This window comes from Blastococcus sp. SYSU DS1024 (genome assembly GCF_054050795.1).
Genome location: NZ_JBJHAA010000010.1, coordinates 65,106 through 87,756 on the forward strand (window position 1 = coordinate 65,106; position 22,651 = coordinate 87,756).

General features: G+C 74.5%; 21 protein-coding genes. 10 read left to right on the top strand and 11 right to left on the bottom strand.

The annotated features are described in order from the left end of the window. The first annotated feature begins 66 nt into the window (after window positions 1-66). The 3 genes from ACI79S_RS11230 to ACI79S_RS11240 all read left to right on the top strand — a co-directional run bounded on the left by ACI79S_RS11230 (window position 67) and on the right by ACI79S_RS11240 (window position 4,172). On the top strand, window positions 67-1,659 hold the full coding sequence (locus tag ACI79S_RS11230; RefSeq protein ID WP_456593511.1) for a carboxylesterase/lipase family protein: 1,593 nt from the start codon (window positions 67-69) through the stop codon (window positions 1,657-1,659). A gap of 182 nt (window positions 1,660-1,841) precedes the next feature. Beyond that, window positions 1,842-3,017: an acyl-CoA dehydrogenase family protein gene (locus ACI79S_RS11235; RefSeq protein WP_456593512.1), complete on the top strand. Its 1,176-nt coding sequence runs from the start codon at window positions 1,842-1,844 to the stop codon at window positions 3,015-3,017. Window positions 3,018-3,023: 6 nt separating this feature from the next. Further along, window positions 3,024-4,172: an acyl-CoA dehydrogenase family protein gene (locus ACI79S_RS11240; RefSeq protein ID WP_456593513.1), complete on the top strand. Its 1,149-nt coding sequence runs from the start codon at window positions 3,024-3,026 to the stop codon at window positions 4,170-4,172. A 122-nt stretch (window positions 4,173-4,294) separates the two neighbouring features. Here ACI79S_RS11240 and ACI79S_RS11245 read toward each other — a convergent pair whose 3' ends face one another. Together ACI79S_RS11245 and ACI79S_RS11250 are read right to left on the bottom strand one after the other, a co-directional pair. Beyond that, entirely contained in the window at window positions 4,295-5,131 is an 837-nt protein-coding gene (locus ACI79S_RS11245) for an HDOD domain-containing protein (protein WP_456593514.1), read from the bottom strand. Further along, window positions 5,128-7,203, bottom strand: coding sequence for a putative bifunctional diguanylate cyclase/phosphodiesterase (locus ACI79S_RS11250; RefSeq protein ID WP_456593515.1), 2,076 nt, complete (start codon window positions 7,201-7,203; stop codon window positions 5,128-5,130). The genes ACI79S_RS11245 and ACI79S_RS11250 overlap by 4 nt, the downstream gene beginning before the upstream one ends. Before the next feature lie 306 nt (window positions 7,204-7,509). On the opposite strand from ACI79S_RS11250, the gene ACI79S_RS11255 reads away from it, so the two are divergent. The 5 genes from ACI79S_RS11255 (at window position 7,510) to ACI79S_RS11275 (ending at window position 12,195) form a co-directional block, all read left to right on the top strand. Beyond that, complete coding sequence (locus ACI79S_RS11255) at window positions 7,510-9,081, top strand: Re/Si-specific NAD(P)(+) transhydrogenase subunit alpha (protein ID WP_456593516.1); 1,572 nt, start codon at window positions 7,510-7,512, stop codon at window positions 9,079-9,081. Next, entirely contained in the window at window positions 9,078-10,493 is a 1,416-nt protein-coding gene (gene pntB, locus ACI79S_RS11260; protein WP_456593517.1) for a Re/Si-specific NAD(P)(+) transhydrogenase subunit beta, read from the top strand. The genes ACI79S_RS11255 and pntB overlap by 4 nt, the downstream gene beginning before the upstream one ends. 47 nt (window positions 10,494-10,540) lie before the next feature. Then, window positions 10,541-10,927: an STAS domain-containing protein gene (locus ACI79S_RS11265; protein WP_456593518.1), complete on the top strand. Its 387-nt coding sequence runs from the start codon at window positions 10,541-10,543 to the stop codon at window positions 10,925-10,927. A 99-nt stretch (window positions 10,928-11,026) separates the two neighbouring features. Then, the gene (locus ACI79S_RS11270) at window positions 11,027-11,461 is read left to right on the top strand and encodes a hypothetical protein (RefSeq protein WP_456593519.1); all 435 of its coding nucleotides are present in this window, start codon (window positions 11,027-11,029) and stop codon (window positions 11,459-11,461) included. A gap of 2 nt (window positions 11,462-11,463) precedes the next feature. Continuing rightward, window positions 11,464-12,195, top strand: a complete 732-nt coding sequence (locus ACI79S_RS11275; RefSeq protein ID WP_456593520.1) for a sulfite exporter TauE/SafE family protein — start codon at window positions 11,464-11,466, stop codon at window positions 12,193-12,195. Window positions 12,196-12,198: 3 nt separating this feature from the next. Here the strand turns inward: ACI79S_RS11275 and ACI79S_RS11280 are convergent, their stop codons facing one another. Then, a complete protein-coding gene (locus ACI79S_RS11280) occupies window positions 12,199-12,582 on the bottom strand; it encodes a hypothetical protein (RefSeq protein WP_456593521.1) in 384 nt (127 codons plus the stop codon). Window positions 12,583-12,809: 227 nt separating this feature from the next. Here ACI79S_RS11280 and ACI79S_RS11285 point away from each other — a divergent pair, with 227 nt between their 5' ends. Then, a complete protein-coding gene (locus ACI79S_RS11285) occupies window positions 12,810-13,973 on the top strand; it encodes a glycoside hydrolase family 3 N-terminal domain-containing protein (RefSeq protein ID WP_456593522.1) in 1,164 nt (387 codons plus the stop codon). Window positions 13,974-14,116: 143 nt separating this feature from the next. Here the strand turns inward: ACI79S_RS11285 and ACI79S_RS11290 are convergent, their stop codons facing one another. The 5 genes from ACI79S_RS11290 to ACI79S_RS11310 all read right to left on the bottom strand — a co-directional run bounded on the left by ACI79S_RS11290 (window position 14,117) and on the right by ACI79S_RS11310 (window position 19,254). Beyond that, window positions 14,117-14,962, bottom strand: a complete 846-nt coding sequence (locus ACI79S_RS11290) for an aggregation-promoting factor C-terminal-like domain-containing protein (RefSeq protein WP_456593523.1) — start codon at window positions 14,960-14,962, stop codon at window positions 14,117-14,119. A gap of 211 nt (window positions 14,963-15,173) precedes the next feature. Next, on the bottom strand, window positions 15,174-15,830 hold the full coding sequence (locus tag ACI79S_RS11295) for a class I SAM-dependent methyltransferase (protein ID WP_456593524.1): 657 nt from the start codon (window positions 15,828-15,830) through the stop codon (window positions 15,174-15,176). A gap of 46 nt (window positions 15,831-15,876) precedes the next feature. Next, entirely contained in the window at window positions 15,877-16,887 is a 1,011-nt protein-coding gene (locus ACI79S_RS11300) for a GNAT family N-acetyltransferase (protein ID WP_456593525.1), read from the bottom strand. Between the two features lie 40 nt (window positions 16,888-16,927). After that, window positions 16,928-17,767 (bottom strand): SDR family NAD(P)-dependent oxidoreductase, encoded by an 840-nt coding sequence (locus ACI79S_RS11305; RefSeq protein ID WP_456593526.1) that lies wholly within the window; start codon window positions 17,765-17,767, stop codon window positions 16,928-16,930. Then, a complete protein-coding gene (locus ACI79S_RS11310; protein ID WP_456593527.1) occupies window positions 17,767-19,254 on the bottom strand; it encodes a flavin-containing monooxygenase in 1,488 nt (495 codons plus the stop codon). The genes ACI79S_RS11305 and ACI79S_RS11310 overlap by 1 nt, the downstream gene beginning before the upstream one ends. Window positions 19,255-19,377: 123 nt before the next feature. On the opposite strand from ACI79S_RS11310, the gene ACI79S_RS11315 reads away from it, so the two are divergent. Next, window positions 19,378-20,031, top strand: coding sequence for a TetR/AcrR family transcriptional regulator (locus ACI79S_RS11315; RefSeq protein ID WP_456593528.1), 654 nt, complete (start codon window positions 19,378-19,380; stop codon window positions 20,029-20,031). A gap of 12 nt (window positions 20,032-20,043) precedes the next feature. On the opposite strand, the gene ACI79S_RS11320 is transcribed toward ACI79S_RS11315, so the two are convergent. From ACI79S_RS11320 to ACI79S_RS11330, 3 genes are all read right to left on the bottom strand, one after another. Beyond that, entirely contained in the window at window positions 20,044-20,964 is a 921-nt protein-coding gene (locus ACI79S_RS11320; protein WP_456593529.1) for an SMP-30/gluconolactonase/LRE family protein, read from the bottom strand. 80 nt (window positions 20,965-21,044) lie between these two features. Continuing rightward, window positions 21,045-21,554 (bottom strand): universal stress protein, encoded by a 510-nt coding sequence (locus ACI79S_RS11325; RefSeq protein ID WP_456593530.1) that lies wholly within the window; start codon window positions 21,552-21,554, stop codon window positions 21,045-21,047. Window positions 21,555-21,654: 100 nt separating this feature from the next. Further along, window positions 21,655-22,545: a DivIVA domain-containing protein gene (locus ACI79S_RS11330; RefSeq protein ID WP_456593531.1), complete on the bottom strand. Its 891-nt coding sequence runs from the start codon at window positions 22,543-22,545 to the stop codon at window positions 21,655-21,657. Window positions 22,546-22,651: the final 106 nt, after the last annotated feature.

Genomic DNA, 22,651 nt, shown 5'->3' on the forward strand with positions numbered 1-22,651 from the left:
AGGGCTCGGCCGGCACTCCTTGGAGGTCACGTGCGCACCACTCCCCCACGTCCCGCCCGAAGGTCGTTGCTCGCACTCGGGCTGGGCGCCGCCCTGACCGCCGGCGCCCTCGCCACCGCCGCGCCCGCCGGAGCCGCCCCCGATCGCGCCCCGCTGGTCGTGCAGACCACCGAGGGCGCCGTCGAGGGCACCGCGGCCGACGGCTACCGCCTGTTCCAGGGCATCCCGTACGCCGCCCCGCCGGTGGGCGACCTGCGGTTCCGGCCACCGGCCCCGGCGGAGCCGTGGGAGGGGGTCCACGACGCCACCGTCCCGGGCAGCGCCTGCCCGCAGGAGCCCGGTGCCACGAACCCGACGTCGTCGGTGGAGGAGGACTGCCTCTACCTCAACGTCACGACCCCCTCGGGCCTGGACACCTCCCGGAAGAACCTTCCGGTCATGGTCTGGATCCACGGTGGCTCCTGGCAGACGGGCAGCGGCGACCGGTACGACGCCAGCAAGCTCGCGCTCGAGGGCGACGTCGTCGTGGTGACGATCAACTACCGGCTCGGCGCGCTGGGCTTCATGGCCCAGGAGGACCTCTCCCGCGAGAACGGCGACGTCGCCTCCGGCAGCGCCGGGCTGCTCGACCAGCAGGCCGCGCTGCGCTGGGTCGAGCGCAACATCCGCTCCTTCGGCGGCAACCCCGGCCGGGTCACCATCTTCGGTGAGTCCGCGGGTGGCTCAGCCGTCTGCGCGCAGCTCACCTCGCCGTCGGCGCGGGGCCTGTTCGACCGGGCCATCGCCCAGAGCTACAGCTGCACCGCCCCCTACGACACGCTGGAGACGGCGGAGGCCAAGGGCGCCGGGGTGGCCGAGACCGTCGGGTGCGACACCGCGGCCGACGTCGCGGCCTGCCTGCGGGAGACGCCGGTGCAGGAGCTGCTCGACGCCTGGCCGGGCGGCGCCTTCGTCGTCGGCGGCTCGGCGCTTCCGGTCCAGCCCGCCGAGGCGATCGCGGCCGGCGACCACGCGCGCGTACCGGTCATGCACGGCAACCTCAGCGACGAGAACACCCTGTTCACGCCGCTGAACCCGGCCGTGGCGGCGCTCGCGAACGACGCCGGCGGCTTCACGGAAGCCGACTACGCGGCCGTCCTCGCCGGGGTCTTCGGCGACGCCGCCGACGAGGTGCTGGCGCGCTACCCGGCCGGCGCCCACCCGTCGCCGCTGCGTGCCCTCGCCGCCGTCAACAGCGACGCGGGCAGTGCGCTGTCGACCTGCGAGCACGTCGACGCCTACGACACGCTGGCCCGTCCCCCGGTGCCGGCGCCCGTGTTCGCCTACCAGTTCCGCGACGAGACGGCCGACCCGCTGCTGGACTTCCCGTACCCGGCGTACCCGGAGGACGCGCAGCACGCCACCGAGCTGCCGTACCTGTTCCCGGGGCTGTTCGGGGACGGGCTGGACGCCGAGCAGGAGGAGCTCTCCACGGCGATGGTCCGCTACTGGACCAACTTCGCGGCCCACGGCAACCCCAACGGCCCCGGCGTCCCGCCGTGGACCCGCTACCGGGCCCCGGCCGACGTCCAGGGCCTGGACATCGCCTCCGACGGGGGGATCGGCCCGGTCGACGTCGCCGCCGAGGCCAACTGCGCGTTCTGGGAGACCATCTCCTAGACCGTGGGGCAGGGGGCACCGGTTCCCGGGTGGGACCACCACCCGGGAACCGGTGCCCTCCCGCTTTTTCGCCCCGCCAGGGGTGCCGCATCTACTGGCCAGTACCCCGTGTGGGATCGTCCGAGGCACACGTCGAGACGGCGCGCGCGACGACGAGTGCCGCCGTCAGGAAATGAGGACCGATGCGGTTGCAGCTGTCCCCGGAGCTCGAGGCCTTCCGGGAGGAGATGCGGACCTTCTTCACCACGCAGGTGCCGCAGGAGATCCGCGACAAGGTCGCGTCCCACCGGCACGTGACCAAGGATGAGTACGTCGAGGCCCAGCGCGCGCTCAACGCCGCGGGCCTGGCCGTGCCCCACTGGCCGGTCGAGTGGGGCGGCCAGGACTGGACGCCGCTGCAGCGCCACATCTGGCGCGAGGAGATGCAGCTCGCCGGTGTGCCCGAGCCGCTGGCCTTCAACACCAGCATGATCGGCCCGGTCATCGCCGCCTTCGGCAACCAGGAGCAGAAGGAGCGCTTCCTGGCCAAGACGGCCAACCTCGACATCTGGTGGTGCCAGGGCTTCTCCGAGCCCGACGCCGGCTCCGACCTCGCCTCGCTGCGCACCACCGCCGTCCGCGACGGCGACGACTGGGTGGTCAACGGGCAGAAGACCTGGACCACCCTGGGCCAGCACGCCGACTGGATCTTCTGCCTGGTCCGCACCGACCCGACGGCGGAGAAGAAGCAGCGCGGCATCTCGATGCTGGTCTTCCCGATGGACACCCCCGGCGTCACGCTGCGCCCCATCGAGCTCATCGACGGCGGGTTCGAGGTCAACGAGGTGTTCTTCGAGGACGTGCGCGTTCCCGCCGAGAACCTCATCGGCGAGGAGAACCGCGGCTGGGACTACGCCAAGTTCCTCCTCGGCAACGAGCGCGTCGGCATCGCCCGCGTGGGCGCGACCAAGAAGATGCTCGCCCAGGCGAAGGAGTACGCCCGCGAGATCACCGTCGACGGCCGTCCGCTGCTGGAGGACCCGTTCATGGCCCGGCGGATCGCCGAGGTCGAGAACGAGGTGGTGGCCCTGGAGCTCACCGCGCTGCGCGTGGTCGCCAACTCCGCCGACGGCAAGCCGCACCCGGCCTCGTCGGTGCTCAAGCTCAAGGGGTCGGAGCTGCAGCAGGCCGCCACCGAGCTGCTGGTCGACATCGCCGGCCCGCTCTCGGTCGCCTCGTTCGCGCAAGAGGGCTCCGACGTGCCGGACTGGGCACGCACCGCGACGCCGCACTACCTGAACTACCGGAAGGTCTCCATCTACGGAGGCTCCAACGAGGTTCAGCGCACCATCATCGCCGGCACGATCCTGGGGCTGTGATCTGACGTGAACTTCGATTTCGACAGCGAGCAGAACGACCTGCGGGAGGCCGTGCGCGGCCTGCTGGCACGCACCTACGGCGACAGCGAGCAGCGTCGGAAGGTGGTCGCGAACGACCCGGGCTTCGATGAGAAGACCTGGTCGCGGCTGGCCGAGATGGGGCTGCTCGGTCTGCCCTTCGCCGAGGAGCACGGCGGCATGGGCGCCGGGCCGATCGAGGTGGCGATCGTCGCCGAGGAGATCGGCCGGGTCATCGCCCCGGAGCCGTTCATCGAGGCCGTCGTGCTGGCCGGTGGGCTGATCGCCGCCGTCGGCACCGACGAGCAGAAGAGCGAACTGGTGGGCGCGATCGCCGAGGGCACCAGCGTGCCGGCGTTCGCGCACGCCGAGATCGGCACCCGGTGGAGCCCGTCGGCCTCGGCGGTCACAGCCACGCAGGCCGGCGACGGCTGGACCCTCTCCGGCGTGAAGGAGCCGGTGCCCACGGGCGCCCGCGCCGACGTCCTGGTGGTCTCGGCCGTGGTCGACGGCGGCACCGGGCTGTTCGTCGTGCAGGGGGACGCGGCGGGGCTGACCCGCACCGGCTACCGCACGCACGACGGCACCCGCGCGGCCAACGTCCGCTTCGACGGCACCCCGGCGACGCTGCTGGGCACCGGCGGCGACCAGACGGCCGCCATCGAGCGGGCGCTGGCCGAGGCGCGCATCGCCTACAGCCACGAGGCGATCGGCGCGATGGACACCGCGCTGCGGATCACCGCGGAGTACCTCAAGACCCGCAAGCAGTTCGGGGTCACGCTCAACAAGTTCCAGGCGCTCACCTTCCGCGCGGCGGACATGTACGTGTCCCTGGAGCTGGCCCGGAGCACCGGGCTGTGGGCGTCGATGGTGGCCGACGCCGGCGGCGACGTCGTCTCCGCGGCCGACCGCGCCCGGCTGCAGACCAGCCGCGCCGGCCGGCACGTCGGCAAGGAGGCCATCCAGCTGCACGGCGGCATCGGCGTGACCGCGGAGTACTCCGTCGGGCACTACGTCAGCCGGCTCACCGCCATCGACCACCTGCTCGGCGACGGTGACTTCGCCGTCGCCCGGCTGGCCCGCACGGTGGGCGAGCGGGAGACCGTCGACCCGCTGGGCGCGCCCTACGCGGTCTGAGGGGTACACCCCCGCCACGGAGCCCCGTCCCTCCTCGTGAGGGGCGGGGCTCCGCCGCGTCGTGGCCCCGTTTCTGGGCCCCGCCGTGAGCCTGCGAACGGTGGGGGGAACGGGGTCCTTCTTCAGTCGCCGAGCATCGCCCGGCGGAGCTCGTCGGCGTCGGCCCGGACGGAGTCGAGCACCGGCACCAGGTCGTCCTCGCGCAGCTGCCCGCAGGTGAGCCGCGCGATCGGCACCGCCTCGTAGTCCTCGGTGGTCAGGCGCGCGGCGACCTCGAAGGCGGCGCGCAGCAGACCACCCTCGACCGACGTGAAGTCGTCGACCAGGTTGAGCCGGTTGGTCATGCTGTGCGGGAAGCCCCACTGCTCGAGGGCGACGGCGGTCAACCGCACGCTGTTGATGCCGTACCGGTGCAGCTCGGCAGTGCGCCGCGCGGCGAAGGCCGGGTGCTCGGCCACCAGCGCCCCGTAGCTCTCGGGGTCGTTGTGGTGCAGGAGCGCCGCGCCCATCTGGGCCAGCAGGCCCACGCAGAGCGCCTCCTGCGAGCGCTCCCCGAACCGCTGGGCCAGCGTCGAGGCCGCCAGTGCCAGGCAGGTGGTCACGTCCCAGAAGTTCTCCGGGAGCCGCGACTCGTCGTCCAGCTCGGTCAGCGCGACGGTCGCCATCGTCCGGACGGTGGTGAAGCCGACCACCGTCACGGCGAACTGCAGCGAGGTGACCCGCCCGCGCATGCCGAAGTAGGCGGAGTTGGCCAGCTTCATCACCCGGCCGGCCAGGGCGACGTCGGACGCGAGGATGTGGGAGAGCGCCTTCGCGCTGGTGTCGTCGGAGTTGGCGACCGACACGATCTGCGCCGCCACGGGGCGCTGGGCCGCCATCGTGTCGATGCCCGCGAGCACCTTCTCCAGGTCGAAGACGGGCGGTACCTCCGCGCGGGCCGGTAGCGGGGTCACGGTCATCGGGCGCACACTCCGTGGGTCGCGAACCAGGCGGCGGTGTCCGCTCCGGTCATGGGTGGGCAGAGGCTGAAGCCCTGCAGGTAGGTCGCGCCCAGCCGGCCGAGCTCGGTCGCCTGCTCCGGGGTCTCGACGCCCTCGGCGACGGTGCTCAGGTTGAGGCTGCGGGCCAGCGCGATGACCGCGGAGGCGATCTCGGTGTGGCCGTGCGCCAGCTCCGCCACGAAGGAGCGGTCCACCTTCAGGCAGTTGACCGGCAGGTGCCGGAGGTAGGCCAGCGACGAGTAGCCGGTACCGAAGTCGTCGATCGCCAGCTCGACGCCCTGGTCGCGGAGCTGGTGCAGCGTCTCCCGGGCCGAGTCGGGGTCCTGCATCAGCGCCGACTCGGTGATCTCCACGGAGATCCGGGACGCGTCCAGCCCGTGCCGCTGCAGCGCGTCGGCCACCTGCGGCGGGAGGTTGGCGTCCAGCTGCAGGGCCGAGACGTTGACGTTCGCCCGTGGTGGCGCGGCGGCCCCCATGCGGCGGTCCCACTCGGCCAGCTGCCGGCAGGTCTCGTCGAGCACCAGCAACCCGAGGCCGGCGATCAACCCGCTCTCCTCCGCCAACGGCACGAACACGGCCGGGCTGATCGGGCCGCGCTCGGGGTGCGTCCACCGCGCCAGCGACTCGACGGCGACCGGGCGGCCGTCCTCGGTGCTGAAGATCGGCTGGTACAGCAACGTGATGTCGCACCGCTCGATGGCGTCCCGCAGCTCGGCGACCAGGCGCAGCTTGTCGCGGGCCTCCTCACGCGCCCGCTGGTCCAGCACGGTGATCCGCCCCTTGCCCCCGGCCTTGGCCTGGTACATGGCGATGTCGCAGTCGCGGATCAGCTCCTCGGCGCCGGTGTGCTCCTCGGTCTGCACGGTGACCCCGACGCTGGCGTAGGGGCGGACGTCGACGCCCCCGAGCCGCACCGGCCGGGCCAGCTCGGCCGTGATCCGCTCGGCCAGCGCGACCGCGGCGGTCTGGTCGACCTGCTCGCAGACCACCACGAACTCGTCGCCACCGAACCGCGCCACCAGGTCTCCGGGGCGGACGGCCGACCGCAGCCGGCTGGCGACCTCGGTGAGCAGCTCGTCGCCGGCGGTGTGCCCGAGCGAGTCGTTGACCACCTTGAAGTTGTCCAGGTCGAGGAACAGGCAGGCCAGCGTTCCGGCGCCGGGCACGAACCGCTCGGCGACGTACTGCGCCAGCAGCGTCCGGTTCGGCAGCCCGGTCAGCGGGTCGTGGTTGGCCTGGTGCGCCAGCGTGGCCTCGAACGCGAGCCGGTCGGTGATGTCCTCGATCGTGCCGACGAAGCCGGCGCCCACGCCCGGGGTGAACAGGTGGGCGAAGCGGATGACGGTCGTGCGGATGGTGCCGTCGTCGCGGAGCAGGCGGGCCTGCGCCTCGACCTCCTCGCCGTCCAGCGCCGCCGACACCTGCTCGATCACCGTGTCGAGGTCGTCCTCGTGCACCGTGGCCATCCACCCGGTGCCCAGCAGCTCCTCGGCCCGACGGCCGACGAGGCTGCAGTACGCGTCGTTGACGTGCGCCAGCCGCATGCCCTGCTCGGAGAGCAGCGTCGGCACCGGCGACCGTTCGGTCAGCGTGGAGAAGCGGCGCTCGTGGGCGTCCGCGGTCGCCCGCAGCGCGCGCTCCTGCTCGTTCGTGGTGCTGACGATGCGCACGGTCCACATCCGGCCGCTGGGCGAGGGTGTCGTGGTCACCTGGGCCTCGATGGCGGCGCCGCTCGCCGTCCGGACGGGCAGCGTCATCCGGGCCGCCCGCTCCCGCCGCAGCAGCAGCTTCAGCTCCCCGCCCCCGAGGCTGGGGAACAGGTGCTCGACGGGCAGCGTGCGGAGGTCGTCCAGCCCGTAGCCCAGCAGGTCGACGGCCCCCACGTTGCCCCAGCTGACCCGGGGTCGCCCGGCCACCATCTCCGCGACCACGATCGCGAGGTTGTCGCTGACGGTGGCGCTGTAGAAGACCGAGGCCACGATCTCCGGCGGGACGCGGTCGTCGCCGGGCCGGTTCATGCTGACGGACACGGTCCTCCCCTCCTGCGGCGCGGACGTCCGTGTCCGCTCCGACAGGAGTCCTTCGGCCGGTTGCCCGTGCGCTCTTCACCCGGAGGCGGCCGGACGCCCCCCGTTCGGGGGGCCCCGGCCGAGCGGGCGGGGGGCGCTCCACCCGCACGGTCGACCAGCCGGCGTGCCGTGCCTCACATTCGCGTGGCCGGGCACCGCGGCCGGGCGTCAGCAGGCAAGATCCGTCCAACCCACCGAGCACCGCGCACGACCCCAGCACTGGCGAGCAGGCGACGAGGCCTGCCCACCGAGGAATGGAGCGCCACGATGCAGATCGGAGTCCCGCGCGAGACGCGGCCCCGCGAGACCCGGGTGGCGGCGACACCGGCGACCGTCACGCAGCTGGTGCAGCTGGGCTACGAGGTCGTGGTCGAGACCGGCGCCGGGGCGGCCGCCAGCTTCCCGGACGAGGCGTACGCACAGGCCGGTGCGCGGGTCGGCTCGGGAGCCGAGGCCTGGGGCGCGGAGATCGTGCTGCGCGTGAACGCCCCCTCCGTGCCGGAGCTCGGGCGGCTGGCCGACGGCGCGACGCTGATCGGCCTGCTGGCCCCCGCGCTGAACCCCGAACTGGTGGACGCGCTCGCCACCCGCCCGATCACGGCGCTGGCCATGGACGCGGTGCCCCGGATCTCCCGGGCCCAGTCGATGGACGTGCTGTCCTCGATGGCCAACATCGCCGGGTACCGGGCGGTCGTCGAGGCGGCCAACCTGTTCGGCCGGTTCTTCACCGGCCAGGTGACCGCGGCGGGCAAGGTCCCCCCGGCCAAGGTCCTGGTCGCCGGTGCGGGCGTGGCGGGGCTCGCCGCGATCGGCACCGCGTCCAGCCTGGGCGCGATCGTGCGGGCCACCGACGTCCGCCCGGAGGTGGCCGAGCAGGTGCGCTCCCTGGGTGGCGAGTACGTCGCCGTCCCCGCCGGGGAGCTGGAGGTCAGCAGCGACGGCTACGCCCGGGAGATGGGTGAGGACTTCAACCGGCGGGCGGCGCAGATGTACGCCGAGCAGGCGAAGGACGTCGACATCATCATCACCACCGCGCTGATCCCCGGCCGGCCGGCGCCGCGGCTGATCACCGAGGAGATGGTCGCCGCCATGCGCTCGGGGTCGGTGATCGTCGACATGGCCGCCGCGCAGGGCGGCAACGTGGCCGGCTCGGTGGCCGACGAGGTGGTCGTGACGGCGAACGGGGTCACGATCATCGGCTACACCGACCTGCCCGCCCGGCTCCCCGCACAGGCCTCCCAGCTGTACGGCACCAACCTGGTCAACCTGCTGAAGCTGCTGACCCCCGGCAAGGACGGGCGACTCGTCCTGGACTTCGACGACGTCGTGCAGCGGGCCATCACCGTCGTGCGCGCGGGCGAGAAGACCTGGCCACCACCTCCGGTCCAGGTATCGGCTGCGCCTCCCCCGCCACCCGCTCCCCCCGCCGGCGCCACGGCCGGGGCCCCCACCGTTCCGCAGCGCACCCCCGCCCCGGCGCGCCGGTTCGCCCTCGTGGGCCTGGGCGCGGCCCTCCTGTTCCTGGTGGCCGCCTACTCCCCCGATGAACTCCTCGGGCATTTCACGGTGTTCGCGCTCGCCGTCGTCGTCGGGTTCTACGTCATCGGCCACGTGCACCACGCGCTGCACACCCCGCTGATGTCGGTGACCAACGCGATCAGCGGGATCATCGTCGTCGGTGCGCTGCTGCAGCTGAGCAGCGACGACGGCGTCGTCCGCGCGCTGGCGTTCGTCGCGACCCTCGTCGCGAGCATCAACGTCTTCGGCGGATTCGCCGTCACCCGCCGCATGCTGGGCATGTTCTCCCGCGGCCCGAGCCAGGAAGGCGCCGCCCGATGACCGCCACCAGCGCCGCGGCCGCGGCCTACATCGTCGCCGCCCTGCTGTTCATCCTGAGCCTGGCCGGGCTGTCGCGGCACGAGACCGCCAAGGCGGGCAACGCCTACGGCATCGCGGGCATGGCGATCGCGCTGGCCGCGACGGTCGGCCTCGCCACGCGGGACATCTCGGCCGTGGGGCTCACCCTGCTGGTCATCGCCGTGGTGACCGGTGCGGCGATCGGCATCTGGCGGGCCCGCAAGGTCGAGATGACCGGCATGCCCGAGTTGATCGCCCTGCTGCACAGCTTCGTCGGGCTGGCAGCCGTCCTCGTCGGGTGGAACGGCTACCTGTCGGTGGAGGGTGTCGAGCCGCAGGACGGTGGCCCGCTGCTCACGGGTACCGAGGCCGGCATCCACTCCGGCGAGGTCGTGGTCGGCGTCTTCATCGGCGCGGTCACCTTCACCGGCTCGATCGTGGCCTTCCTGAAGCTGTCGGCCCGGATCAAGAGCAACCCGCTGATGCTGCCCGGCCGCAACTGGCTCAACCTGGGCGCGCTCGTGCTGTTCGCCGTCCTGACCGTGGTCTTCGTGATCGAGCCGAACCTGCTCGTGCTGTCGGTCGTGACGGTCCTCGCCCTGGCCCTGGGCTGGCACCTGGTCGCCTCGATCGGCGGCGGCGACATGCCCGTCGTCGTCTCCATGCTCAACAGCTACTCCGGCTGGGCCGCCGCGGCGTCGGGCTTCCTGCTGGGCAACGACCTGCTGATCATCACCGGCGCCCTGGTCGGCTCCTCCGGTGCCTACCTCTCCTACATCATGTGCAAGGCGATGAACCGATCGTTCCTCTCGGTCATCGCGGGCGGGTTCGGCAACGAGGGCGCGGCGACCGCCTCCGACGTGGACTACGGCGAGCACACCGAGATCTCGGCCGAGGAGACCGCCGAGCTGCTGCGGAACGCGAAGTCGGTGGTCATCACCCCGGGCTACGGCATGGCGGTCGCCCAGGCGCAGAGCACCGTCGCCGAGCTGACCCGCAAGCTGCGTGCGCACGACGTCGACGTGCGATTCGGCATCCACCCGGTCGCCGGGCGCCTGCCCGGGCACATGAACGTGCTCCTGGCCGAGGCCAAGGTCCCGTACGACGTCGTCCTGGAGATGGACGAGGTCAACGACGACTTCGCCGACACCTCGGTGGTGCTGGTCATCGGCGCCAACGACACCGTCAACCCGGCCGCCACCGACGACCCGACCAGCCCGATCGCCGGCATGCCGGTGCTGCGGGTGTGGGAGGCCGAGCACGTGGTCGTGTTCAAGCGGTCGATGAACACCGGGTACGCCGGCGTGCAGAACCCGCTGTTCTTCCGGGAGAACAGCCGCATGCTCTTCGGCGACGCGCGTGAGCGGGTGGAGGACATCCTCAAGGCGCTGTGACCCGTTCGCCCTGGCCCGCAGCACCCCGGAGCCCCTACGCTGTGCACATGTATGCGCACGTTCCGCTGAGCGGAGGCTCTTCGCCGCGCGAGCGCGACCACGTGCGCCCGGAGCGGCTCGGCTCGCCGTCCTTCCACGCCCACGTCGACCGGCAGCCGATGGCGCTGGTCGGGGATCTCGACGTCGCGGGCGCCCAGCGGCTGGCGGAGATCCTGGGCGCCGCCCCGGTCGAAGGCGACACCTGCACCCTGGACCTGTCCGGGCTCCGGTTCGCCGACGTCGCCGGCTGCCGGGCGATCGCCCGCTGGGCCCGGTCCCTGACCGACGCCGGAGTCCGGGTGGAGCTGCGCAACGCGCCGCCGCTCGTGCAGCGGGCCTGGCAGCTGCTGGCGCTCGACCGGTGGGCGCGCGTCGCGTTCACCGACGCCGCCTGACCGGCCCGCCCGCAGGAATCCCCAGCGCCCGGCCGCGACCCGTGGCCGTCGCCACGCGGCCGGGTTGCGCCGGCGGCGCCGGTCGACCACGGTTTGCGGGTGGATCCCTTCCGCGGCCTCGGCATGCCCCGCATCCCCGGGTTCGGTGAGCTGCTCGCCCTGCTGCAGACGCAGACCGAGGCGCTCTCCCAGCTCCCCCGGACCCTGGCCGACCTCAACGGCACGGTCCGCGAGCTGACCGCCGCCACCACGTCCGCACGGGAGACGATCGCCTCCGCACAGCGGATCACCGAACGCCTGGAGGGCCTGCTCGAGGAGCTGGAGGAGCCGGTGCGGGCGCTGCGCCCCGGCATCGAGCGGGTCGGCCGCGTGCTCGACGACCCCGCCGTCGACACCGTGCCCGAGACGCTGCGCCGGATCCACGACGATCTCATGCCCCTGGTCCACGGGCTGCGCCAGGCGCAGAGCCGGGTGGGTTCGGTCACCGGCCTGCTCCGCCGTCGTCCCCCGGAGGACGCGGACGACGGCTACTGAGCGTGGAGCTGGCCACCGACCCGCTCGCCCTCCTCGCGTGCGGCCTGGCGGTGCTGGTGGCGTCCGTCGTCCAGACGGCGACCGGCATGGGCTTCGGCCTGCTCGCCGGGCCGCTGGTGCTGCTGGTGCAGCCCGCGCTCGTGCCCGGCCCGCTGCTGGTCGGCACGCTGACCGCGCTGCTGCCGGTCGTGTGGCGCGAGCGCGCGGCGCTGGAGTTCACGGCCATGCGCGGTGCGGTGCTCGCGTCGGTCCCGGGCGTCGTGGCGGGCTTGGTGCTGTTGCAGGTGATCGATGGTCGGTTGTTGGGCATAACGGTCGCCGTCGTCGTGCTGCTGGCCTGCGGGGCGTCGCTCGCCGGCGTGCGGCTGCCGGGCGGCCGGCGTGCGCTCGCCGTCGCCGGGTTCGCCTCCGGCACGCTGTCGACGGTCGCGGCGACGCCGGGGCCGCCCCTCGTGGTCACCTACCGGGCGCCCACCCCGGCCGCCCAGCGGGCGAACCTGTCGGTGTTCTTCGTCGGGACGACGCTGCTCTCCCTCACCGTGCTGGTCGCCGGCGGCGAGCTCGACGGTGGCGGGCTGGTCGCCGGCGCGGTGCTGGTGCCGTTCGTGCTGCTCGGCTTCCTGTTCGCCGGACCGCTGCGCCGCCGGCTGGCCCTGCCGGCCATGCGCCGCGCCGCCCTCGTGCTGTGCCTGCTCTCCGGTGCGGCGCTGCTCGTCAGGTCGCTGGCGGGCTGAGCGTCACTGCTCGGCGGGCGGCTCCCGGCGCACGATGTCGCCGACGGCCTCCTCCAGCCGCGCCCAGGTGGAGCTCCACTCGACCAGGGGGTCGATGATCCGCTCGAAGACGGCGAGCTGCTGGTCGAACGCGTCGAGCTGGGCACGCATGGCGGCGATCGAGGTGCGCTGTGCGGTCACCATCTCCTTGATCGCGCGGAGCTGGGCGGCGGACATCGCGCCGGGCGGGCTGGGCAGGGCCGGCAGCGGCAGCCGGGACGTCGCGCTGCCGGCGAGGCCGCGGGCGCGCTCGCTGAAGAACCGCAGCTGGGACACGAACTCGTCGATCGACCGGCCCACCAGACCGCTCTGCGGGCTGCTCCGGTCGGCGTCGCCGGCCTCCGTCATCGCTCCCCCTCCGTCGGCGCTGGACCGACCTTAGGCAGCACGGGCGCTCCACGGCGAGGGCGCTGCACCGCCTCGCCCGGGGCTGCCGGGCCGGGCGCGGCGGTACGGGCGGTGCGCCGGCGCACCGTGGGACGGGCGGGGCGGGCACCCCGCGTCGGAGCACGGACGGACGCGCCACCGCACGGAGGCTGGCCCGCGGACCGAGCCCCCGAACCCCTGGGAGACCCGTGCGCCTCCACGGCATCCTGCCGGCCCTCGCCTCCGTCGTGCTCTGCACTGCGCTGGCCGGCTGCACCACCCCGACTGCAGTGCGCCCGGCCTCGGCCACCGCCGACGCGGGCCGGACGCCGCCACGCGACCCCGCGGCCGCCGTCGACGCCGTCCTGGCCGTGCTCGACCGGCGCGCCGAGGTCGCCCAGCTGTTCGTCGCGGGCGTCGCGCTGGACGACCTCACCGACGCCCAGGCCCTCGTGGCCCAGGGGGTCGGCGGCGTGTTCCTCGCCGGCCGGAGCACCGTCCCCGCCACCGCGCTGGCCGCGACGACCGCCGGCTGGCAGGAGCGCGCACCCGGACCGGGGTTGTGGATCGCGGCCGACCAGGAAGGCGGCGCCGTCCAGACGCTCACGGGCGAGGGGTTCGACCGGTTCCCGGCGGCCGTCGAGCAGGGGGCCCTGCCCCCCGACCGGCTCGCCGACCTCGCCGACGGCCTGGGGCGGGAACTGAGCTCGGCCGGGCTGAACCTCAACCTCGCGCCGGTCGCCGACGTCGTCCCGGCCGGCACCGAGCAGGGCAACGAGCCGATCGGCGCCTTCGGCCGCCAGTACGCCGGCACCGGGCCCGAGGTCGCCGCGGACGCCGCCGCGGTCGCCGACGGGCTCGCCGCGCACGACGTGGTGCCCACCTTCAAGCACTTCCCCGGCCTCGGGCTGGTGCAGGGCAACACCGACACGAGCACCGGCGTCGTCGACCCGGTCACCGGCGCCGACGGAGAGCAGGTCACCGCCTTCGCCGAGGTGCTGACCCGGACCTCGGCCGACGGGTTCGTGATGACGTCGTCGGCGACCTATCCGCGCATCGACCCGGACAACCAGGCGGCGTTCTCCCGCGCGGTCGTCACCGACCTGCTGCGCGGCCGGCTCGGCTTCGACGGCGTGGTGATCTCCGACGACCTGGCCAACGCGACGGCGGTCCAGGGGCTCCCCGCCGGCGAGCGGGCCACCCGCTTCCTCGCCGCCGGCGGCACGCTGGTGCTCAGCTGCGACGGCGACCTGGTGCCGGAGATGGTCGACGCGGTGCTGGCGCGCGCCGAGGCGGACCCCGGGTTCGCCGACGTCGTCGACGCCGCCGTCCGCACCGCGCTCACCGCCAAGGCCGAGGCCGGCCTGCTCTGACTCCCGACGACGAGATCGGCGATCTCGCCCCCTTCAGGCCGCTGATGGGGGCGAGATCGCCGATCTCGCTGTGAGGTGCTGGAACGGCCTCGCTGCAGGGTCCCGCCGCGAGCCCGCGAGCGGTGGGGGGCAGCGAGGTCCTCCTAGTACCAGCCGGTGGACTGGGAGTGCGCCCACGCACCGCACGGGGAGCCGTAGCGGTTGTTGATGTAGATCAGGCCCGCGTCGATCTGCCGGTAGCCGTCGGAGGTCTTGGCGATGCCGGTCCCGGCCCAGGTGGAGTCGAGGAACTGCGCGATGCCGTAGGCGGTGCTCCGCGGGTTCTGGGCGTTCGGGTTCCACCCGCTCTCCTTGCCCCAGAGGCTCTCCAGGCAGGAGAACTGGCTGCCCGAGCCGCCGAGCTTGCCCATCGCGTACTCCTGGAAGGAGCCGGCCGGGGCCGCGGCGGCCGGTGCGGGCGCGCTCCGGGCAGGAGCCGGGGCGGGCGCGGCGGGCGCCGGGGTGCGGGCCGCCTGCTCGCGGGCCGCCTGGGCGCGGGCCGCCTCCTCGGCGGCGGCCTTGCGGGCGGCCTCCTCCTCGGCGGCCTTGCGCGCGGCCTCCTCCTCTGCGGCGCGGCGGGCGGCCTCCTCGGCGGCACGGCGATCCAGCTCGGCCTGCTCGGCAGCGGCCCGCGCCTCCGCGGCAGCGGTCTGCTCGGCCGCACGCTCGCCGCGGCTCGCAGCCAGCGGGGCGAGCCCCTCGACGGCGGACTCGACGGCGTCGGTGGCGGGGGCCTCGGTGGGGATACCGAGCTGCTCGGCGACGCTGACGGACGCCAGCTCCGGCTCGGCCTGCGCGACCGGCTCGTCGGCGACGACGCCCGCGGTGAGCAGGCCGCCTGCCGCGGTGACCGCCAGGAGCAGCAGCGCGGAACGGCGGACGGTCCTCGTCGAGGGGCGCCCGGTCGTCGGCCGGAGAGCACGGGTGATCGAGGTGGCGCGAAGGTTCATGGGGAGGAACTGCTCCAGGGGCAGGGGGCGGCAGGGCCGGCGACGGCGACGGGAACTGCTGCGCGGGTGGTCGGGTGGCACCTGCGTCGGGCGGACGCCCGGGCGCTCAGCGCGGGGAGGTCGCGCGCGAGGCACCGGGGCGGGACCCACGGTAACCAGCGTTATCCGTTCGTGACAATCCCCTGTCGGGAAAAGGAACGGGAGGTGACCCTCAGGGCAGCCGCCAGACCGTGGTCCGGCGGACCGGCACCGGCCCGGATGGCGACGGCTCGGTGTCGGGCACGTCGTAGGTCGCCAGCGCCTCCAGCCGGTCCTCCGGCAGGTACACCCGCCCCGGATCGCCGATCAGCACCTCGGCGCCGCGCGCCCGGGCGGCGCCGAGGAAGGGCAGCACCCGGTCGGTCATCTCGCGGTCGTAGCAGACGTCGCCGGCCAGGACGACGCCGACGTCCGGCGGGTCCGCCCCGAGCACGTCGCCGACCGGCGTGATGCCGGGCGTCCCGTTCCGCTCGGCGTTGACGGCGATCGCGGTCAGCGCGAACGGGTCGACGTCGCTGGCCAGCACCGCGGTCGCGCCGGCGAGGACGGCCGCGACGGCGACCAGGCCGCTGCCCGCCCCCAGGTCGAGGACGGTCCGTCCGGCCACCAGCGAGGGGTGGTCGAGCACGTGCCGCGCCAGCGCCTGCCCGCCCGGCCAGGCGGCGGCCCAGAACGGCGGGTCGGTGGAGGTGCGCCCGTGCTCGGTCTCCATCGCCTCCCACAGGGCGACGACGTCGCCGGCGACCAGCAGCTCCACCTCGGGCACCAGGTCCGGGCGCACCGGCCGGGTGTGGGCGCGGACGAATTCGGCGGGGATGGGGCGGTCCACCCCGGCAGTCAACCGCACCCGGCCGCGGACCCCCGGGCCGCCCGGCTCAGAGACGGGCCGACCAGGAGGACAGCGCGCCCGCGGGGCGGAAGCCGAGCTGCTCGTTGACCGCGACCATGGGGGTGTTGCCCTCGGAGTTGTAGGTGCCGATCCGGCGCACCTCCGGGAACCCTGCGGCGAGCTCGCGCAGCACGGCGGCCTTCATGCGGGCGCCGAGCCGGTGGCCGCGGTGCTCGCGGAGCACCAGCGTGCCGCCCTGGTGGGCGAGCAGCGGCTGCGCGAGCGGGATCTGCAGGTCGGTGAACCCGACCAGGCGGCCGCCGGTCACCGCCCCCGCGCTGAGCACCGTCCGGCCCCGGGCGAGGTGGGTGCCCTCGTACTCGCGGATCCGGTTCCCGTCCCACTCCGCCTCCCCCACCGGCAGGTCGCCGTGCGGCGCGTCGGTGGTCATGCGCCGCTCCAGCAGCGCCCGGTCGGCCAGCAGCGGGTCCGGGGTGTGGTCCCGCCAGGTGACGACCTCGTACCCGGCGCCGGCCGCGGCCGCATCGGTCTCCAGCGCCGCCAGCCGCTCCTCGTCCACCGGCAGCGCCAGCTCCCGGCGGGTCTCCACCAGGTCGCAGCTCCAGCCGTGCCGCTCGGCGAAGGCCCGCCCCGGCGCCCGGGGCCCGGGTTCGTCCACCTCGGTCACCAGCAGCGTGCGGCCGTGCGCGGCGGCGATGGCCCTGGCCTCGGCCAGCAGCGCGGTGCCCAGCCCCCGGCGCCGGGCGGCCGGGTGCACCGCGATGTCGACCACCGCCAGCGACGGGTTGTCCCGGAGCGGGAGGATCAGCCGCAGCGCACCGGCGACCGCGCCCTCCACCAGGGCCGCCCGGTGGGTGCCGTCCCGCAACCCGCCGGGTGCCACGAGCTCGCGACCCAGCGCGACGTGCTCCTGGGCCGGGCGGGGCGGGTCGTCGGGCCGGGCGTCGCGGCCCGCGGCGGCCCACACCTCGCACCAGAGGGGGAAGAGGTCGTCGTCGGGCGCGAGCTCGACGATCCGGCACGAGGTGCGGGTCACAGCTCCCGTTGTACCGAGCGCGGCAACCGCTTTTCCGGCCTCAGGTTCTCGGCTTCGCCGGCGCCGCCCGGCGGGCGATCAGCCGCCAGTACGTGCCGGGCAGCAACCGGACGAGCACGTCGGGCACCGTCGCCGTCCAGCCGATGAGCAGCCGCGGACGGCGGCGCTCGACCGCCGCGACGATCCGTGCGGCGGCGACCTCCGGCGGGATGCGCAGCAGCCTGCTGAACTGCTTGCGCCCCTCCTCGTACTCCTCCACCGACACCCCGGCGCCGGTGCGGGCGCTCTCGGCGATCCGGGTGCGGATCCCGCCCGGGTGGACGACGGTGACCCCGATGCCGTCATCGGCCAGCTCGTGGCGCAGCGCCTCGCTGAAGCCCCGGACGGCGAACTTGCTCGTCGCGTAGGCGACCTGCCCGGCCGGGGCGAAGATGCCGAAGACGCTGGAGACGTTGACGACGTGGGCGCCGGGGTGGGTCTTCAGCACGGGCAGCAGCGTGTGGGTGAGCCGGACGACGGCGCGCAGGTTGACCGCCAGGACCCACTCGAAGTCCTCCAGGCCGACCTGGTCGAAGCGCCCGCCCAGGGCGACGCCGGCGTTGTTGACCAGCAGCGTGGTCTCCGGGTGCTCGGCCACGAGCGTCGCGGCCACCCGGGCGGTCGCCTCGTCGTCGGCCAGGTCGACGACGTGCGTCGCCACCCGCAGCGCCGGGTGGTCGGCGGCGATCCGCCCGGCCACGGCACTCAGCCCGTCGGCATCGCGGTCGAGCAGCACCAGGTGGCTGCCCCGGTCGGCCAGCTGCCCGGCCAGCGCCTCGCCGATCCCGCTGGCGGCGCCGGTGACGACCGCCGTCCCCCCGGCGAACGCGTACGGCCGCATCAGGCCACGACCCGGCCGGCGTCGGCCGCGGCCGGCACCCGCGGCTGGAAGGTCATGCCCTCGTCCTCCAGGGGCCCGCGGCGCATCATCGCGACGTCGCGCAGGTAGTTCTGGTGCAGCCGCCAGGGTGTGCGGCGCCCCTGCTGCGGCAGGCCGGCGATGCTGCGCTGGACGTAGCCCGCCGCGAGGTCGAGGAAGGGCGCTCCCCCGCCCTCCGGCGGGGCGACCGGCGTGGCCGACGCGTAGCCGTGCTCGTCGAGGTGGGCCAGCAGGCGGCAGACGTAGCGGTTGACCAGGTCGGCCTTGAGCGTCCACGAGGCGTTGGTGTAGCCGACGACCATGGCGAAGTTCGGTACGCCGGAGAGCATCATGCCCTTGTAGGAGACCCGCTCCGGCAGCTCGACCGCCTCCCCGTCGACCACGATCCGCATCCCGCCGACCGGCAGCAGGTTCAGCCCGGTCGCGGTGACGACGACGTCGGCCGCCAGGTGCTCCCCCGACGCCAGCTCGATCCCGTCCTCGGTGAAGGTGGCGATGCGGTCGGTGACGATCGACGCCGCGCCCCGGCGCAGCGTGCGGAACAGGTCGCCGTCGGGCACCAGGCACAGCCGCTGGTCCCACGGGTCGTAGGGCGGGTTGAAGTGCGTGTCGACGTCGATCCCCGGCAGCTGCTTCTGCGTCATGCGACGGATCAGCGAGCGGACCAGGGCCGGCCGGCGCCGGCTGAGCTGGTAGAGCGCGGTGCTGGTGAGCACGTTCTTCCACCGCACGACCGAGTACGCCGCGCGCTCCGGCAGCCTGGCCCGCAGCTTCCGGGCCAGGGGGTCGCGCCCGGGCAGCGACATGACGTAGCTGGGCGTGCGCTGCAGCATCGTCACGTGCGCGGCCTGCTCCGCGAGGTTGGGCACCAGGGTGATCGCGGTGGCGCCGCTGCCGATGACGACGACCTGCTTGCCGGCCAGGTCGATGTCCTCGGGCCACTGCTGGGGGTGGACCAGCTGCCCCCGGAAGCGCTCCTCCCCCGGGAACTCCGGCCGGAAGCCCTGGTCGTAGCGGTAGTAGCCGGAGCAGACCTGCAGCCAGGAGCAGGTGAGGGCCACCGTCTCCCCGGTGTCGGTGCGTTCGGCGGTGACCGTCCAGCGGGCGTCGGCGCTCGACCACTCGGCCGACACGACGCGGTGGTGGTAGCGGATCCGCTCCGTCACGCCGTACTCGCGGGCGGTCTCCTCGAGGTACCGGCGGATGGCCGGGCCCTCGGCGATCGACTCGGGCTCCTGCCACGGCCGGAAGGAGTAGCCGAGCGTGAACATGTCCGAGTCCGACCGGATGCCCGGGTAGCGGAACAGGTCCCAGGTGCCACCCAGCGCCGCCCGCGACTCCAGCACCGCGTACCGGGTTCCCGGCCGTTCCCGCTCCAGGTGGCAGGCGGCCCCGATCCCGGATAGCCCGGCGCCGACGATCAGGACGTCCACGTGCTCGCTGGTCACATCGCACTCCCCGGTTCGCTCCGCAGGCCGGGCTGCCGCGGGCCGGCCCTGACGCTATCGACACCCCGTCGAATCCGTCAACGGGGTGTCGAGAAGCGCCGCGGAGTGGCTATCCTCCCTCCCGTGCCGACTGCCGCGACCGATCCGCCCGTCGCCGGTCGCGGCCGGCGAGCGGCCCGCCCGTCCGGCGACGACCGGGAGCTGGCCATCCTCGCCACCGCCGAACGGCTGCTCGCCGAACGGCCGCTGGCGGCGATCTCGGTCGACGACCTCGCCCGCGGCGCCGGCATCTCCCGCCCGACGTTCTACTTCTACTTCTCGTCCAAGGAAGCAGTGCTGCTCGCGCTGCTCGACCGGGTGGTCGCCGAGGCCGACACGGCGATGCGCCGGGTGTTCGACACCCCGGCGTCCGGTGCGCGGGACGGCTGGGCGCGCGCGATCGGCGCCTACTACGACACCTTCCGGACCCACCGCTCGCTCACCGTCGCCTGGGCGCAGGCCCGCTCCACCAACGAGGAGGTGCGCGCGCTGTGGTCGGCGGTCGTCGAGCGCTGGGTGCAGCGTTCGGCGGCGGCGATCGACGCCGAGCGCGCTCGTGGCGCCGCGCCGCCGGGACCGGCTGCGCGCGATCTCGCCGTCGCCCTGACCTCGATGAACGAGCGGGTCCTCTACGCGACCTTCAGCGGGGACGGCCCCGCTATCGCCGAGCAGGACGTCGTCGACGTCCTGCTCGGCATCTGGCTCTCCGCCGTCTACGGCGCCCGGGCTCCGGGCTGACCCGGGAGGTCGTCAGACGGCGACGGTCGCCACCGTGCTGCCGGTGAGGCTGCCGAACCACAGGGTGCCGCCGGCCTCCCGCACGCCGGTGAGCATCTCGAACCCGGGGATCTCCCCGCTGAACCGGTGCACCGTCGCCCCACCGCCGTCGACGGCGAGCACCCCCAGCGTCCGGCCGGGGCTGGGCTGCAGTCCCGGCGGCAGCGTGCTCAGCAGCGCCCGCACCGGTGCGGGCAGCCGGTGGATGGCGGCCAGCGCCGCGACGCGGGGGCTGGGCAGGGTGATCCACACCAGCCCGTCGGAGCCGAGGGCGATGTTGTCGGGGTGGCCGGGGAGGTCGTCCACGAACACCTCGCTCGCGCCGGCCCGGGCGCCGGTCAGCCAGACCCGCCGCAGCCGCGCCGCTCCGGTCTCCGCGACCGCCACCCAGGACTCGTCCGCGGCCAGGGCGACCCCGTTCGCGAACTCCAGGCCGCCGAGCAGCTCGGTCACCGTGCCGTCGGGGGTCCGGCGGAACAGGCGCCCGCTGGCGGTCCGCCGGACGAGGTCCGCCCGCCACTGCGGGATGCGGAACCGCTGGGAGGAGTCGGTGAAGTAGATCGTGCCGTCCGCGGCGACGGCGGCGTTGTTCACCGCCTCCAGCCGGTGGCCGGCCACCCGGTCGACCAGCGTGCGCACGGCGCCGCCGGCGAGCGGGACGGCCAGCAGCCCGGCGTCGGACGCGCACACCAGCAGCTCCTCCGCCCCGAGGAACTCCAGGCCCAGCGGACGGCCCGGTACGCGCGCGACGGTCTCGACCGGCGCGCCCGGGCCGGCGATGCGCACGATCCGGCCGTCGGCCAGACCGGCGTAGACGCGCCCGGCGGCATCGACGAGCACGTCCTCCGGCCCCTCGCCGACCGGTACCACCGTCGCCCCCGCGAAGTCGCGCACGCCGTCTCCTGCCGTTCCCGCCCGCGGCCGGTCCGCAGGTCAGCGGCAGTCTGCCCGATGCCCCTCCCGGGCCGTCGGGGTCACTGCCCGACGGCGGAGCCGGCCTCGTCGGTGGTGAAGTCGCGCCCCTGCGCGCCGGTGCGCACCACGGTGACCGGGCAGGCGGCGTGGTGGACCAGCTGGTCGCTGACCGAGCCGAGCAGGAGACCGGAGAACCCACCGCGGCCACGCGCACCGACCACCAGCAGGGCGGCCCCCTCGGCAGCGGCGAGCAGCCCCGGCACCGGAGCGCGGTGGGCGACGTGGCAGGTGACCCGCACCGCGGGGTCCAGACCGGCCGCGGCCACGTGCGCGGTGAGCTCGTCGAGAACCGCCTGCTCCCAGTCGGGCAGCGGCGGCACGTAGCCCGGCTCCCAGCTCGCGGGCCGCGGTGCGGTCGTCATCGACCAGGCGCGCACCACGTGCAGCTCGACGTCGGCGCGGTGGGCCAGCCGACCGGCCCACCGCAGCGCCTCCTGCGCGCACTTGGAGCCGTCGTGCCCCACGACGACGCCACCCTCGACCTGAACGACCTCACGGACCTCGTCCACCACTGACCTCCCTGTTGGCGCGTGCCGGCGCGATCACCGTCAGGGGCAGCCTCTCACCACGCGGGGCGGATCACGCCACCGGCGCCACCGCGCCGCGCCGTCAGCCCGCGACGGGCTCCCGCCGTGCGCCCAGCAGCGCCAGCTCCTCGGCGGGCGGGACGCCGACCGCCTGCAGCGCCGCGCCGATCCGGTCGGTCAGGCACCGCAACGACTCCCGGGCCTGGTCGCGCTGCCGGCACAGGTCCTCGAACTCCACCCGCACCGCGGCCAGGCGGGTGGCGGCCGCCTCCTCGGCGGCGGCCCGGTCGCGCTGGGCCTGCTCCGCGACGCGGTCCCGCTCGGCCGCGGCCTCCGCGGCCAGCCGGTCCCGCTCGGCGGCGGCCTCCGCGTCCAGCCGGTCCCGCTCGGCCGCCGCGGCCCGCAGCAGCTCCTCGGCCTCGGCGCGGGCCTTCTCCAGGAGGGCCGTGCCCTCGGCCCGGTCGCGCTGCGCGTTCACGCGGAGCTGGTCGGCGACATCGATCGCCAGCTCCTTGATCTCGTGCGCCTTGCGCAGCCGGGCGTCGGCCTCGAGGCGGGCATCGGCCCGCAGCTGCGCCGCCTCGGCCTCGGCGGCGTCCAGCACCTGCGCCGCCTGGTCCTCGGCCAGCCGCAGCACCTCCCCCACCCGTGCGCTGACCACCGGGCGGTCCCGTCCGACCGGCTGCTCGGCGAGCAGCCGGCGGGAGATCTCCAGCTCGGTGCCACAGGCGACGACGCGGTCCAGCAGGTGCTCGCGCTCGCGGTGCGCGGCCGCGAGCTCCCCCTCGGCCCAGGCGACGTAGTTGTCCACCTCGAGCCGGTCGTAGCCGCGCACGGAGCCCCGGAAGGTGGGCCGGTGGTCCAGGAGCGCCTCCAGATCGCTCGCCGGCCGCGCGTGCCGCGGACCGCTCCCGTCCGACGGCACCCCCTCGTCCTGGACACGGTTGGCGACGAACTCGACACGCCGGAGCATCCGGATGGCCCCCCTGGGAAGTAGGTGAAGCGGAATCTGCCAGAGGGCCGCACGGCGCGCGGGGCCACCGTGATGGCTCCGTGACCGTGTCGCGGGCACCCCGGTG